Origin of the sequence: Rossellomorea sp. FM04394 (genome assembly GCF_041889765.1) — a bacterium.
GTDB lineage: Bacteria > Bacillota > Bacilli > Bacillales > Bacillaceae_B > Rossellomorea > Rossellomorea aquimaris_B.
Map to the genome: position 1 here is coordinate 1693333 of NZ_CP168654.1, position 14587 is coordinate 1707919.

A 14587-nucleotide genomic window follows, 5' to 3' on the forward strand; every position below is an offset into this window, starting at 1 on the left:
AAAGGCCTAACCGATTGTTAGGCCTTTTTCTTATCACATTCCATTAATTACAGGAGTAGGACAAATTCATCCTGTTGACAATAGAAATAATACTTAAGACGGATTGAAGGAGGCTCTATTAATGAAACTTCGTGAACCAATGCCTGATCTAACAGGCGCCACAGAATGGTTGAATGGAGAAGTAACAAAGGGGGATCTGGTGGGAGAAAAGCCGACGCTTATCCACTTCTGGTCCATCTCTTGTCACCTATGCAAAGAGGCCATGCCTCAAGTAAATGAATTCCGAGACAAATACAGTGATAAACTGAACGTGATGGCTGTTCATATGCCACGTTCTGAAGAAGACCTTAACATGGAAGAAATCAAAAAGGTAGCGGCTGAGCACGATATCACTCAGCCAATCTTCGTAGACAGTGAGCATAAGTTAACAGATGCATTTGAAAATCAATACGTGCCAGCTTACTATGTATTTGATAAAGATGGGAATCTTCGCCACTTCCAAGCAGGAGGAAGCGGGATGAAAATGCTTGAAAAGCGCGTCAATCGTGTGTTGGATGAAATGGAAAAAAGCGAATGAGTTCAAACGTATTATGGAGAAGAGATCGGTCAAAAGACCGATCTTTTTTTGTGGATTCATTTTTACAATAAATAAGAATAATACGATTAGAAGGATAATTCACAAAAAAGTAAAAAATTCTAAAAAAGGGTAGATAAATATTTCGAAAGCCGATATATTTATTAGTACGTCGTTTTTTTCTGGAACACTGAAGGGAGAGAAAATATGGATACATTTAAAAAATTGAAAGCCTTTTATTGGCCTTATAAAAGGCATTTTATCATTTCAATGATCTTTTTGATCTTTGTTACCGGCATTACTGTTGTCTATCCAATGATCCTGCAAATCACGATCGATGATGTGATTCTGCAAGGGAACTACCAGTGGATTCCTTACCTGGCATTCGGGTTTATCGGCATCATGATAGTGAAGGGTGTTGCTACCTTTATTCAACAATATAATGGAGATCTATTCGGTATTACTTCCGTTTACAGACTGAGAAACGAACTGTATGAAAAGCTTCAGTTCCTTCCATTCAGTTACTACGATAATGCCAAAACAGGGGATCTCATGTCCCGGCTGACGGCAGATGTAGAAGCATTCCGTTTCTTCTTATCATTTGGTTTTTCCGAATTGCTTCGCTTTTTCCTTTTGGTAACGGTAAGCTTTGGGGTTATGTTCTACTACTCACCTCAACTGACATTTGTCACCCTCGTTTCCTTACCATTTCTGGCGATTGCCGTATACAAATTTGATAAAGCGGTTCACCCGGCTTTCAGGGGCATCAGAAAATCATTCGGAAAGCTGAACACCAATGTACAAGAAAATATTTCAGGAATCAATACAGTAAAATCCTTATCGCGGGAAGATCATCAAATCAACAAATTCAACCGATCAAACGGTGATTATAAAGATAAGTACCTTTTCACCTCGGACATCTGGGCAAAGTACTTTCCATTAATGGAGTTCTTGGGAAATGTAAGCGTGGTGACACTCCTCGCATATGGTGGTTATCTGGTGATGAACGGCAACCTTCAACCAGGAGAGCTTGTCGCGTTCTACAGTTTAGTGTGGTACATTATCTGGCCGATCATGAATCTTGGATTTACGATTAACTTGTTTTCCCAATCGAAAGCATCAGGGGAACGTTTACTCGAGATACTTGAAGTGGATGAAGAAATAAAAGATCATCAAGATGTTCTTCACGTTGATCGAATGAAGGGTGAAGTGGAGTTCAAGCATGTGTCCCTGAATTACACCGTTCATGATGAAGCTGCACTGGAGGATATTTCCTTCAAAGCAGAACCCGGAAAAGTCATCGGTCTGATCGGAGGGACCGGCTCGGGTAAAACAAGTATCACACAACTCATTACACGTTTCTATGAACCCGAAGAAGGAGAAATTCTCATTGATGGCCGGGACCTGAAAGACTACTCTTTAAAGTCCCTGCGTAAAAATATTGGATTCGTCCTTCAGGAGTCTTTCTTATTTTCCTCGACCATCAAAGCCAATATTTCGTACGGGCGACCTGAAGCAACCATGGATGAAATCATGGAAGCAGCCAAACGGGCACAAGCTCATGATTTCATTTCAGAACTGCCTGATGGCTACGACACAAGACTCGGAGAAAGAGGTTTAGGTCTTTCCGGTGGCCAAAAGCAGCGAATTGCCATAGCCCGTGCGATCTGTACAGATCCATCGATCCTGATCCTTGATGACGCTACAAGCGCCGTAGACATGGAAACCGAATTCAGAATTCAAAAAGCGCTGAAAGAAGTGATGTCGGATCGAACGACCTTTATCATTGCACACCGAATTTCGTCTCTTAAGCATGCAGACGAAATCCTCGTACTGGAAAACGGGAAAGTCGTCGAAAGGGGAGTTCATGAATTCCTACTGAAGAATAATGGGCCGTATCAACGGATCTATGACATCCAATACAAGGACCAGAAAAAAATATTACAAACTCAGGAAGGGTAGGTGAGTGGATTTGAGTCAGAAAAACAAAGTGAACAAAAGCGTACTAAGCAGATTCCATTACTCTACAGATCAAGTGATTGATAAGCCGTTTAACTGGGAACAACTCTACCGGTTACTAACGTATTTAAAACCCTATTCTAAAAAACTTCTGCCCTTATCCATCATCACCGTTCTGATCACAACAGCAGTACGATTGATCGTACCTATTCTGATCGGGGTATACACATTAGACAAAGCAATCAGGCAGAAGGATTCCAATTTACTCTTTACACTAGTTGGAATTATCGCGGGACTCTATGTATTGAACTACGTTGCAAACGTGCTCAGAATCAGATGGATGAATCAGCTGGGGCAAGGGGTCATTTACGATCTCAGAAAGCATCTTTTCAGCCATGTTCAATGGTTATCCCATCGCTTCTTTGATCAGAGGTCAGCCGGTTCCATCCTGGTCCGGATCATGAATGACATTAACTCCCTGCAGGAACTCTTTACAAACGGAGTTATAAATCTCTTGATGGATATCATTCTACTTATTGGAATCATCGTCATCCTATTTACGTTAAGTCCTGAGTTAACACTGGCCGTCATGGTCATTCTGCCAATCATGTTTTTTATCTCAACCAGCTTACGGAAAAACATCCGCAGATCCTGGCAGATGGTACGACTCAAACAATCGAAGCTAAATTCCCATCTTAATGAAAGCATTCAGGGGATCCGTGTTACTCAATCATTCACTCAAGAAAAAGAAAACATGGCCTTCTTCGATGGGGTAAACACCGAAAACTTCGATAGCTGGAGAACAGCCACAAAGAAAAATGCCATGTTCCGCCCGCTGGTAGAATTGACAAACGCCATCGGTACAGCGGTCCTCATATGGTACGGTGCCCATCTTATCCAAGGCGGCTCATTGGAACTCGGAGAATTCGTTTCATTCGCCTTCTACCTGGGGATGTTCTGGGAGCCCATTTCAAGGCTCGGTCAAGTATATAATCAACTACTGATCGGTATGGCTTCATCAGAGCGTATCTTCGAATTCCTCGATGAACAACCGATTGTAAATGAAAAAACGAATGCAGTGAACCTGACTGACATCAAAGGAAGAATTCAGTTTGAGAATGTTGAATTCTCCTACGATGACAAACGAAAAGCATTGCAAAACATTAACCTTGAAATGAAAGCCGGCCAAACCGTCGCATTAGTCGGTCATACCGGTTCAGGAAAAACCACGATCGCCAACCTGATCAGCCGTTTTTACGACCCGACGAAAGGTGAAGTGAAGATTGATGGGGTGAACCTGAGGGATGCATCCGTTTCAAGCTTAAGAAGCCAAATCAGCATCGTACTTCAGGATACCTTCATCTTCTCCGGAACGATCATGGATAACATCCGATTTGGACGTCCAGATGCTACGGACGAAGAGGTTAAGAAAGCAGCCGAAGCAATCGGAGCTAATGAATTCATCGAGAAGCTTTCTAATGGATACGAGACCGAAGTTGAAGAACGGGGGAACGTATTATCAGTCGGTGAAAGACAATTACTGTCATTCGCCCGAGCACTCTTGGCAAACCCGAGAATCATCATATTGGATGAAGCGACAGCATCCATCGATACAGAAACAGAAGTCAAAATCCAAAACGCACTGAAAAAACTACTGAACGGCCGGACCGCGATCATCATCGCCCACCGCCTATCCACGATCCGTGAATCGGACAATATCTTTGTTCTGGAAAATGGAAGAATCAAAGAATCCGGTAACCACGATGAGCTGATGGAGCAGCAGGGTGATTATTATGAGCTGGTTAAATCGCAGTTCAGGATGTTGGATGCGATGTAAGTTGAGAGGAGCCCCGCACAGGTGTGTGGGGTTTTTTTCGTTGTAGTTATGGGAGGGGGAGTTGTACGGTGGGGTTGCGGAACTTGTCGGAATTTGCAGAACGGTTGGTATTGTGAAAATAAGGTTGATATAATGAAAAAACGGTTGATAAATTTAAATTTTGGTTGATAAAACAAAATAACAGTTGATAAATTTCTATTACGGTCGATAAAAAAATCATTACTGAAATTTTTCCAATAATAAAGGGAATTCTTATTTGAAAGTAGAATACTATTATTACCAAATTCGAAAGGAATGATAATTTGATCATTAAAGTAAGAGAAATCCCCCTAATTATCCTCTATTTTGAAGCCTTGTTAAGGAGGCTACCCCGGGAATCCAGCCTCAGATCCAAGATTGAAGAAAACTTGCTTAAAGCTTGGGCAGGTTACCATGGAGAGTGTAAAGTAGACCGGCAAGTGAGTACAATCGATAATGAACACATGCTCGTCCTTAACGATCTACGCATACCAATGGGGGAGAGTTTCTTCCAAATTGATACTCTAATTCTCACTAGAAATTTTATATTGATTTTAGAAATAAAAAATATAGCGGGATCAATGGAATTCGGAACTCAATTTGAACAATTTTCCCGTACTCTTAATGGAGAAGTAACAGGCTTTCCCAATCCCCTCTCTCAAGCGAATAGATATAAGATACACCTCACACAATGGCTCCAAAAGAAAAAACTCCCTATTATCCCAATTGAATTTTTAGTTGTATTCACAAACTCTTCTTCATTGATATCTACCTCTAGTCAGAGTAAAAATACTTTAGGTAGGGCTATCAGAATAGAGAATCTCGTTGCGAAATTTCTTACCATTCAACAAAGCTGCTCTAATTCGAATTCAATTCTTGAAATGAAAGAAATTAATAAAATTGCCAATTCCCTAATGAAGGAGAATGCTCCATATTCTAAATTTAACCAACAGCATGAAGGGATCATACGCGGTGTTATGTGTACCCGATGCGAGAGATTCAATATGGTACGTAACATGAGGTCTTGGTACTGTCCTGATTGTGGAGAATTTGACCGGAATGCTCACCAACAGACTATTTATGATTACTTATTACTTGTAAACCCAAATATCACCAACAAACAAGCAAGAGAGTTCTTAGGTGTTGAATCCTCCAGAGTGGCCTATCATCTCCTAAATAACATGGACCTTTCTTCAAAAGGTAAAGGAAAAGGTAGAATCTACTATCTCCCAAAAAACCTCAGTCATCAGTAATCTCTAGTAAAATTAAGCCCCATCATCCCCAAGCAACATCATTGCCAACCACCCTAAAAACCCCTAATATAAAGGTAGAACCAATGTTTGTGAAAAACGTCACAAAATATTCATGTTCAACACATCACAAACTCATTTTCAGGTTTTATAATGGACCATAAGTGATAAACAGGAGGAAAGAGCTGTTTACGAAAAAAAGTAATTCGGTAGGGGGAGTAGTGAATGGTTTTGGATAGTGTGATTTTGAGTAGAATGCTCACGTCGACAACCCTTGCATTCCATATTATATTTGCGACGATTGGGGTAGGGGTGCCGATCATGATTGCCATTGCAGAGTTTATGGGGATCAAACGGAATGATCCCCATTATCTATTGCTTGCTAGAAGATGGGCAAGGGGATTTACCATTACAGTTGCGGTGGGGGTTGTAACCGGTACAGCCATAGGGTTGCAGCTGTCCTTATTATGGCCTTCGTTTATGCAGGTGGCCGGACAGTTGATTGCCCTGCCCTTGTTTATGGAAACTTTTGCGTTTTTCTTTGAGGCTATCTTTTTAGGAATCTATCTTTATACTTGGGACCGATTTAAGAATAAGTGGATTCACTGGCTGCTGACGATTCCCGTTATGATTGGTTCTTCAGCTTCTGCGTTGTTCATTACGACGGTAAATGCGTTTATGAACACTCCTCAAGGGTTTGAATTGGAAAATGGGAAAGCAATTAATATCGATCCGATTGCTGCGATGTTGAATCCGGCAACTCCTACAAAAGTGTTTCACGTATTGACGACTGCCTATTTAACATCTGCTTTAGTGTTGGCGGCGATTACGGCATTTGCGATTCTTCGTAAGAAAGGCGGGGAGTATCATAAGAAAGCCCTGCGTTTAACGATGGTTTCTGCACTGATTTTCGCTTTTGCCACTGCTTTGGCAGGGGACTTATCAGCCAAATTCCTGGCAGAGTATCAGCCTGAGAAGCTCGCCGCAGCAGAATGGCACTTTGAAACGGAAGAGAATGCGGATCTGATCGTATTTGGAACACTGGATGAAAATAATGAGGTCCATAATGAGATACGCTTACCCGGATTCTTAAGTTTTCTGGCAGGGAGTTCTTTTGAAACAGAGGTTATTGGTCTGAATGAATTTCCTGAAGATGAACGGCCGCCTTTATGGATTCACTATATGTTCGACCTGATGGTATCAATTGGATTTTACAGTATCTTTATTTCAGCTGCATTTATTTTATTCTGGAAGTGGAAGAAGCGAAATGAATGGAACAAGCCTCTTTTATGGGGTATTGTAGCGAGTGGACCACTTGCGATGCTGGCGATTGAATTTGGTTGGATTTATGCCGAGGTGGGGCGACAGCCGTGGATCATGAGAGGGTATATGAAAGTGGCAGATGCTGCAACGAAAGCCGATGGAGTAGGCTTGACGTTTGCATTGTTTGTTGGTCTCTATATCCTCCTGGGCGTGCTATGTGTGGTTGTATTAATCAAAATGTTTAAAAATAAGCCTGCAGAGGCGGAATTAGAACAACGTTTTCCTAAGAAAGCGAGTTAATGAGAAATAAAAGGGCTCCTTCTTTAGTAGTCGAGGAGAAGGGGCTTCAAGCTTTAAGGGAGGAATGGGCATGAGTTTGGAAGTAGTAGGGATTACCGTATTGTGGATATTCCTTTACGGGTACCTTATTGTGGCATCGATTGATTTCGGGGCTGGCTTCTTCGCCTTTTATGGAAGAATGAAAGGCAAGGAGCATACATTAAACGTGTTGATCAGCAGATATCTTTCTCCGGTATGGGAAGTAACAAACGTCTTTTTTGTCTTCTTCTTTGTGGGTCTTGTCGGTTTTTTTCCCGACGCAGCCTATTATTATGGAACGGCATTATTACTTCCGGGAAGTATCGCCATCATCTTGCTTGCCATAAGGGGAAGCTTCTATGCATTTGGAAATTACGGCTCAAAGGATAATATCGTGTATCTGTTTTTATACGGAGCAACCGGGTTATTAATTCCTGCTTCTCTATCGACGGCATTAACGATCTCAGAAGGCGGGTTTCTGGAAGAAAAGGGAGATAAGGTCATCTTCCTGGCCGGGGAGCTTTTTACCAGTCCTTATTCATGGAGTGTGGTGGCCCTCTCCATTGTGTCGGTGTTATTTATTAGTGCGACTTTTCTAACCTATTATGCAAATCGTGCAGGGGATATGGATTCCAGGGAGGAATTAAGAAAGTTTTCTCTGTTTTGGAGTCCACCGACCATTCTAGCAAGCTTATTAGTGTTTGTGTCTTTAAGAGAGCATAATGCAGAGCATTTTACAAAGGCCATTGATATTTGGTGGATGTTTGGGTTATCACTCCTATGCTTCTTCGGTGCATCACTCTTAATCTATCTGCGTAAGAATTTTGGAACTGCCTTTATTTTGGTTATGCTGCAATTCTTCTTTGCCTTCTTTGGCTACGGTGCATCGCATTTACCTTATATTCTAAAACCGTTCATTACGATTGAAACGAGTGTAACGAATCCAACAATGGGAATGGCACTGGTAATCGTCTTCATAGCAGGGTTGCTATTATTGATTCCATCTCTTTACTTGTTAATGAGACTGTTTTTATTTGATGCAGATTATGTTAAAGGTAAGAAGTGATGATGGAAGAGGGTGTTGTTAAAATGCTCCTCTAAATTTAATACAGGGAACGACAGGGAGAAATTTCATTTTCTCCTTTTTTTTGTGCTAAAATATAGAATATATAGAGTGCGGGGGGATGTAGGGTGAAAAAAGAGTTTGTGGTTGTTGGATTAGGGCGATTTGGAGGCAGTATTGTACGTTCATTATCCGATCAAGGCATGGAAGTTATGGCGATTGATCAGGATGAAGATAAAGTAAATGAATTCTCTTCTATTGCCTCTCATGCGGTAGTGGCAGATTCAACGGATGAATCCGTTTTAAAGAGCCTGGGAATCAGAAATTTTGATCACGTCATTGTGGCTATTGGGGACGATATCCAATCCAGTATCTTAACTACCTTGATGATGAAAGAAATCGGGGTGAAGAACATTACAGTCAAGGCTCAAAATGATTATCATGAAAAAGTATTACGGAAAATAGGTGCGAACCAAGTCGTTCATCCAGAGCGCGACATGGGAAGAAGGATTGCTCATAATATCGTTTCGAATAATGTACTGGATTACTTAGAGCTATCGGATGAGCACTCCATCGTGGAGATTGTGGCGAATGAAAACCTGAGCGGGAACTCGTTGATCGATCTGGATATCCGTGCTCAATTCGGAATCAATATTGTGGCGATTAAAAGGCAAAAGGATATTATTGTGTCGCCCCAAGCCGATGAACAGATTCGTGAAGGAGATATCCTGATCGTAATCGGGGCGGATACGGATATTAACCGTTTTGAAAAGAAGGTTTTATAATAAAGAAGAGGCTGCCCTTTATATCGGGTCAGCCTCTTTTTTGGTAGATCAGACTTCCATAATGATTGGTAAAATCATAGGACGACGTTTTGTTTTTTCATATAGGAATGGAGCCAGTGTATCTGTGATTTCATTTTTGATTTCTGACCATTGAGAAGTTCTTCTCTCAAGAACTTTGTTCAGATGTTTAGAAATAAGTGTTTGAGCTTCATTGATAAGATCACCTGATTCACGCATGTACACAAATCCTCTTGAAATCAGGTCCGGTCCAGAAGCAATCTTGAAATCTTTCATATCGATGCTTACCACTACGATGACTAAGCCTTCTTCAGAAAGGATACGGCGGTCACGAAGGACGATATTACCGATATCACCAATACCGCTTCCGTCGATATAGACGTTTCCAGAAGGGATTTTACCAGCAACTTGTGCGGAGTCATTGCTTAATGCAAGTACCTCACCATTGTCCATTATGAAGCAGTTATCAGGCTGTACTCCACAATCTACACCAAGCTGTGCGTGCATCTTCTGCATGCGGAATTCACCATGTATCGGCATAAAGAAGGTAGGATTCATCAGGCGGAGCATTAACTTCATCTCTTGTTGTCCACCATGACCGGATGTATGGATATCACTTAATGGGCCATGAATGACTTCTGCTCCAGCACGATATAATAGGTTGATTGTACGATTTACACTGATCGTATTTCCAGGGATCGGTGAAGAAGAGAATACAACTGTGTCACCAGGCTGGATCTGAATCTGACGGTGAGTACCGTTTGCGATTCTTGATAATGCAGCCATTGGTTCACCCTGGGAACCTGTGCATAATATCGCGACTTCATTCGCAGGTAAACGATTTATTTGGTTATGTTCAATGAATGTATCTTTAGGGGCGTTGATATACCCTAATTCTTGACCGATCGTAATGGCCGCTTCCATGCTTCTTCCAAATACAGCGACTTTTCTATTATGAAAGACAGCTGCTTCAACCACTTGTTGTAAACGGTGAATATTAGAAGCGAAAGTAGCGAATATAACACGACCGTCCACTTTGCGGAAAATGTCATTGATGCTTTCTCCGACTTTACGTTCCGACATTGTGAAGTTTGGAACTTCAGCGTTTGTACTATCAGATAGAAGACAAAGTACGCCTTCTTTTCCGATTTCAGCCATTTTGGTTAAGTTCGCGGGTTCACCAACCGGCGTGAAATCAAATTTAAAGTCACCTGTGTGTACAACATTACCAGGTGGTGTTTTCACGACAATTCCGTATGAATCCGGAATACTATGAGTCGTTCTGAAGAAGGTTACGGACGTCTTGCGGAATTTAACGATGTCATCTTCTTTGATTACATTAAGTTTCGCATTTCGTAATAAACCGTGCTCTTCAAGCTTGTTTTTAATAAGTCCCAGTGCGAGCTTCCCGCCGTAAATCGGGATGTTTAATTCGCGAAGTAAATAGGGGATTCCACCAATATGGTCTTCATGTCCATGTGTCACGAAAAGCCCTTTGATTTTATCTGCATTCTTCACCAGATACGTATAGTCTGGGATTACGTAATCGATGCCGAGCAGTTCGTCTTCAGGAAACTTGATTCCTGCATCGATCAGGATGATTTCGTCTTGGAATTGTACGCCGTATGTGTTTTTACCGATTTCACCTAAACCGCCAAGGGCAAATACTGCGGTTTGGTCATTCTTGACAAATTTCATTTAATTATTGCTCCAACTCGAAAGAATGATGGTTTTCTTCATACTCTAAAAAAGCGCCCTCTAGCTTTTGTACGAATTCAATGTTATACGGTTTGTCTTTTAATTTCAGGCGTACTTCACGTTCTGAATCTGCTTCCATGTAAAGAGATTGAGTGCATTCGCGAACAGGCACTTCTGCTTTACTTTCTTGATAAAATACTTTAAAAATCATGTTTTTTCTCTCTCCTTATCCGTTTTCAAAAAATCTAACTTTCATCTATGATAAAAAAGTTATCAACTACATAACAAAAGCGGCGTCATAAACCCTATCCGCATAAAACCTTAATCCGGTTGAGGGATGTGTGTGGATTATGAAGAATAGGCTAGACGCTGGAGCTGGACATTAGAGGGCTGGTTTCCCTGCTAATAGGTATAGATATACCATTGTGGTCTGAACAGTTACTATGTTCATATATGGCTCATTTACGCCCTGTGGTAAAAAAACGATTGATAAAAGTATCATTTCCTTAACACAGGGCGACCTTTCAGTATGTATGAAAGGTGAGTGAAATCCATCTTTCACGAGAATTCACCATAGCGGGCAGTCCTAACTCTAACTCTTCGAAATGAACCTATCATTTAAATAGGGATGAATCATCTTGTTTATGTATGCTATAAATTATAAAGGATTCTTTCATGTAAATAAAGTTTTTGCAAGAATCCTTCATTAAAACATTACAAAAATAGAGAAGAGGGACTGAACCAATGGAGACGAAAAAGCTCACTAGTGGCATCAGTCCCTTATTATTTGTGTAAACGTATGACAGTATAGCCGAATGACATGTATTTTAGTAGTGTGACTGCCTGATTTCGTTCAGCAGATAAAAAAACTATGCAATCGTTTTTTTTCTAAGCAATTCTTTCCACTGTTTTAAAAGCTTTTTCCTGAGCTTCTTTAACATGGTGGATCACTCCTTATCAATAGTTTACCGAGATTTTCCTTTGAAGTAAAGGAACAATAAATACCGACGTCTCTGTTGTCTTACTTATATTGTACGGAATTTATTGAATCTCTTACATGGTTAAGTTTGGTAAATGAAGCTGTTTGGGCTCATTCATTGACTTTTAAGCCGTAAAGGATTACTTTAAACAACGGGTAAAAGAGATGAAAGATCGATAATGTATGAAAAGGAGAACGGTTATGTCTAAAATAGTTTTCTTCGATATAGATGGTACACTGCTTGACCACGATAAGAAGCTGCCTCAAGCAACGAAAGAAGCCATCCAAACACTACAATCAAACGGCACTTATGTAGCGATTGCAACTGGCAGAGCCCCATTTATGTATGAGAGTCTGAGGGAAGAGTTAGGGATTGAATCCTTTGTTTCATTCAATGGTCAATATGTGGTTTTTGAAAATGAGGTCATCTATACTAATCCATTAAAAATAGAGACGTTGGAAGAGTTACTGGAGGATACGTATTCTAAGGAACATCCGGTGGTTCACTTAAACCATGAAACGATGAAGTCAAACCAAAAACACCATGAATATATTGAAGAGAGTATGAGAAGTTTAAAATTTCCACATCCTGATTATGCTCCTGAATTTTATAAAGGGAGAGATATTTATCAATCCTTGTTGTTTTGTACAAAAGAAGAAGAGAGCTTTTATCGGGAGAAATACAATGATTTCACGTTCATTCGCTGGCATCAGTACTCAATGGATATCCTGCCAAAAGGTGGATCGAAAGCAGAAGGCATTAAAAAGATGATCGCTAAGCTCGGCTTTAAAATGGAAGACGTTTACGCGTTTGGAGACGGATTAAATGATATTGAAATGATTCAGTCCGTTGGTACAGGTGTTGCCATGGGAAATGCCGTCCAAGAAGTACAAAAACATGCAAATTTGATTACAAAACACGTAGATGATAATGGAATATACCATGGTTTAAAGGAACTGGAATTAATTTAATTGAAAAAAGACTTCTTCGGAAAACAGGAAGAAGTCTTTTTTATTATCGTTCAATGGCGATTGCATCCGGAATCGGCTCGAATGGGTTATTCGGGTTGATGTGGTCATAGAACATGATTCCATTCAAATGATCGATTTCATGCTGGAACACGATGGATGGTAATCCCTTTAAACGCAGTTTCACTTCGTTTCCATCCACATCCCAGCCTTTTACCGTCACCCTGGCGTATCGAGGAACAAATCCGGGGACATTTCTATCTACTGACAGACAACCTTCACCTGATGTTAAATAAGCTTTCTCGATTGAGTGACTAATAATTTTCGGGTTGAATAAAGCATAACTGTGTAATTTCCCCTGATTGTCTGTCACATTGACAGCCAGCATCCGCTTAGAAATATTGACTTGAGGCGCAGCAAGGCCAATCCCGGGTCTAAGGCCATACTTATGTGCTGTTTCAGGATTTTGGCTGTTTATTACATACTCCAATAAGCTTCTTAATGTTTCCCGGTCTTCATTTGATGGCGGGATAGGCACTTCCTTTGCCACCATCGTTAATGTTGGGTGGCCCTCCCGGATGATGTCATTCATCGTAATCATTGATCTTCCTCCTCAGGTACAATAGAGATATGAACGGATAGGCAATAAATGTCCTTAAATAACACTTGAAGACATGGCCTGATGATCAATCACTTCTCTACTTTATATATTAAGATAATCTACTATGTATGATAATAGTCTATCATTTTACATCGGAAAAGTTAACGAATCAGGTTTAAGGTGGAATACTCACCAGTTAAATGACATAATCATTTTAATAGGAAGAATTGTCTAATCGACATTTTTTTCCACAGTTGTAAATCCCTATTGTCAAATGTTGTAGACATAGATATAGTAGAAGGTGGTAAATAGTTAAGGGGGATCTAGTTGTGTCGAAATTTCGTTTTGCTTTCATTTTAGGAGCCGCTATCTTTGTATTGATGGGCTGTGTTGGTGGTTCTTCACCCGAGGAGAATATGTACAATGTTCTTGAAGAAACAGTATCCAAAGAAGGGCAATATGTTGAAGTTCAAAAGCCTCTTCAGAAGTTAGAAGAAAAAGAAAAAGAAATTTATACTAAGATTATGGATCTTGGGATGAAAGAGTTTGACCAAATTGTAAAACTTTCCGACGAAGCTCTGGAAAACATCAAAAAAAGAAAAGAATACATAGATAAAGAGCGTGCGTCCATGAGTGAAGCCGAAGAAGAGTTTGCGAAAGCAGACGAATATGTAGATAAGTTAGAAAACGAAGATCTTAAAAAAGAAGCCGAAAAGCTGGGGAAAACGATGGAAGAACGCTATCAGCTTCATGAAAAGCTAACATCTTCTTATCTGGATGTGCTGTCTCTGGATAAAGAACTTTATAATATGTTCAAAAAGAAAGAACTTACAATGGAAGAGCTTGAGAAACAAATCTCTTCTATTAATGAACAATATGAAAAAATAGTGAAGTTCAACGGGGACTACAATAAAAAGACAGAAGAATTTAATAAGCTAAAACAAGAATTTTATTCCAATGCCGGTCTTGATGTGAAAGACTCAGAATAATGATGGATAAAAAGTGGTAGAAGAGGAAAACTTCCTCATCTACCACTTTTTTTGTCATTTCACTTAAAAAATATTCTGAATCCCTATCAAGTCTCAAGGTCATAATGGGTTTATGAGGAATTACGGTATTCTTACTCTATAACAGATGCGATTGTTTCCGATGTTTATATATAACAGTAGATGAGGAAGTATTGATACAGTTTTGAAAAGAAATGGCAGAAAAAATTTGAAGGTTGTTTGGAATCATTAATTTATAATACTTTGTC

The 14587-nt window shown here is 40.2% G+C and carries 12 protein-coding genes; 9 read left to right on the plus strand and 3 right to left on the minus strand.

What is annotated here, in order from left to right:
• Window positions 1-121 precede the first annotated feature (121 nt).
• From ACCB35_RS08505 to ACCB35_RS08535, 7 genes are all read left to right on the plus strand, one after another.
• Complete coding sequence (locus ACCB35_RS08505; RefSeq protein ID WP_374056545.1) at window positions 122-577, plus strand: TlpA family protein disulfide reductase; 456 nt, start codon at window positions 122-124, stop codon at window positions 575-577.
• A 204-nt stretch (window positions 578-781) separates the two neighbouring features.
• A complete protein-coding gene (locus tag ACCB35_RS08510) occupies window positions 782-2536 on the plus strand; it encodes an ABC transporter ATP-binding protein (protein ID WP_374056546.1) in 1755 nt (584 codons plus the stop codon).
• A 4-nt stretch (window positions 2537-2540) separates the two neighbouring features.
• Complete coding sequence (locus ACCB35_RS08515) at window positions 2541-4370, plus strand: ABC transporter ATP-binding protein (RefSeq protein ID WP_374056547.1); 1830 nt, start codon at window positions 2541-2543, stop codon at window positions 4368-4370.
• Between the two features lie 302 nt (window positions 4371-4672).
• A complete protein-coding gene (locus ACCB35_RS08520) occupies window positions 4673-5641 on the plus strand; it encodes a nuclease-related domain-containing protein (protein ID WP_374056548.1) in 969 nt (322 codons plus the stop codon).
• Between the two features lie 222 nt (window positions 5642-5863).
• Window positions 5864-7201, plus strand: a complete 1338-nt coding sequence (locus tag ACCB35_RS08525; RefSeq protein WP_374056549.1) for a cytochrome ubiquinol oxidase subunit I — start codon at window positions 5864-5866, stop codon at window positions 7199-7201.
• A 70-nt stretch (window positions 7202-7271) separates the two neighbouring features.
• Window positions 7272-8285 (plus strand): cytochrome d ubiquinol oxidase subunit II, encoded by a 1014-nt coding sequence (locus ACCB35_RS08530; RefSeq protein WP_374056550.1) that lies wholly within the window; start codon window positions 7272-7274, stop codon window positions 8283-8285.
• A 125-nt stretch (window positions 8286-8410) separates the two neighbouring features.
• Complete coding sequence (locus ACCB35_RS08535) at window positions 8411-9067, plus strand: TrkA family potassium uptake protein (RefSeq protein WP_044337550.1); 657 nt, start codon at window positions 8411-8413, stop codon at window positions 9065-9067.
• 48 nt (window positions 9068-9115) lie between these two features.
• On the opposite strand, the gene rnjA is transcribed toward ACCB35_RS08535, so the two are convergent.
• Window positions 9116-10783 (minus strand): ribonuclease J1, encoded by a 1668-nt coding sequence (gene rnjA / locus ACCB35_RS08540; protein WP_044337549.1) that lies wholly within the window; start codon window positions 10781-10783, stop codon window positions 9116-9118.
• Between the two features lie 4 nt (window positions 10784-10787).
• Entirely contained in the window at window positions 10788-10994 is a 207-nt protein-coding gene (locus ACCB35_RS08545) for a DNA-dependent RNA polymerase subunit epsilon (RefSeq protein WP_044337548.1), read from the minus strand.
• A gap of 969 nt (window positions 10995-11963) precedes the next feature.
• On the opposite strand from ACCB35_RS08545, the gene ACCB35_RS08550 reads away from it, so the two are divergent.
• A complete protein-coding gene (locus ACCB35_RS08550) occupies window positions 11964-12734 on the plus strand; it encodes a Cof-type HAD-IIB family hydrolase (RefSeq protein ID WP_374056551.1) in 771 nt (256 codons plus the stop codon).
• A 43-nt stretch (window positions 12735-12777) separates the two neighbouring features.
• Here the strand turns inward: ACCB35_RS08550 and def are convergent, their stop codons facing one another.
• Window positions 12778-13332 carry a peptide deformylase gene (def, locus tag ACCB35_RS08555; RefSeq protein ID WP_374056552.1) on the minus strand — a complete coding sequence of 185 codons (555 nt, stop codon included), beginning with the start codon at window positions 13330-13332 and terminating at the stop codon, window positions 12778-12780.
• Between the two features lie 329 nt (window positions 13333-13661).
• Here def and ACCB35_RS08560 point away from each other — a divergent pair, with 329 nt between their 5' ends.
• Window positions 13662-14321, plus strand: a complete 660-nt coding sequence (locus tag ACCB35_RS08560) for a YkyA family protein (protein ID WP_374056553.1) — start codon at window positions 13662-13664, stop codon at window positions 14319-14321.
• Window positions 14322-14587 lie beyond the last annotated feature (266 nt).

Excerpts from the sequence above, each read along its gene's own strand:
- ACCB35_RS08505 (WP_374056545.1), top strand. The coding sequence starts at position 122 with ATGAAACTTCGTGAACCAATGCCTGATCTAACAGGCGCCACAGAATGG.
- ACCB35_RS08510 (WP_374056546.1), top strand. The coding sequence starts at position 782 with ATGGATACATTTAAAAAATTGAAAGCCTTTTATTGGCCTTATAAAAGG.
- ACCB35_RS08525 (WP_374056549.1), top strand. The coding sequence starts at position 5,864 with ATGGTTTTGGATAGTGTGATTTTGAGTAGAATGCTCACGTCGACAACC.
- ACCB35_RS08530 (WP_374056550.1), top strand. The coding sequence starts at position 7,272 with ATGAGTTTGGAAGTAGTAGGGATTACCGTATTGTGGATATTCCTTTAC.
- rnjA (WP_044337549.1), bottom strand. The coding sequence starts at position 10,783 with ATGAAATTTGTCAAGAATGACCAAACCGCAGTATTTGCCCTTGGCGGT.
- ACCB35_RS08545 (WP_044337548.1), bottom strand. The coding sequence starts at position 10,994 with ATGATTTTTAAAGTATTTTATCAAGAAAGTAAAGCAGAAGTGCCTGTT.
- ACCB35_RS08550 (WP_374056551.1), top strand. The coding sequence starts at position 11,964 with ATGTCTAAAATAGTTTTCTTCGATATAGATGGTACACTGCTTGACCAC.
- def (WP_374056552.1), bottom strand. The coding sequence starts at position 13,332 with ATGATTACGATGAATGACATCATCCGGGAGGGCCACCCAACATTAACG.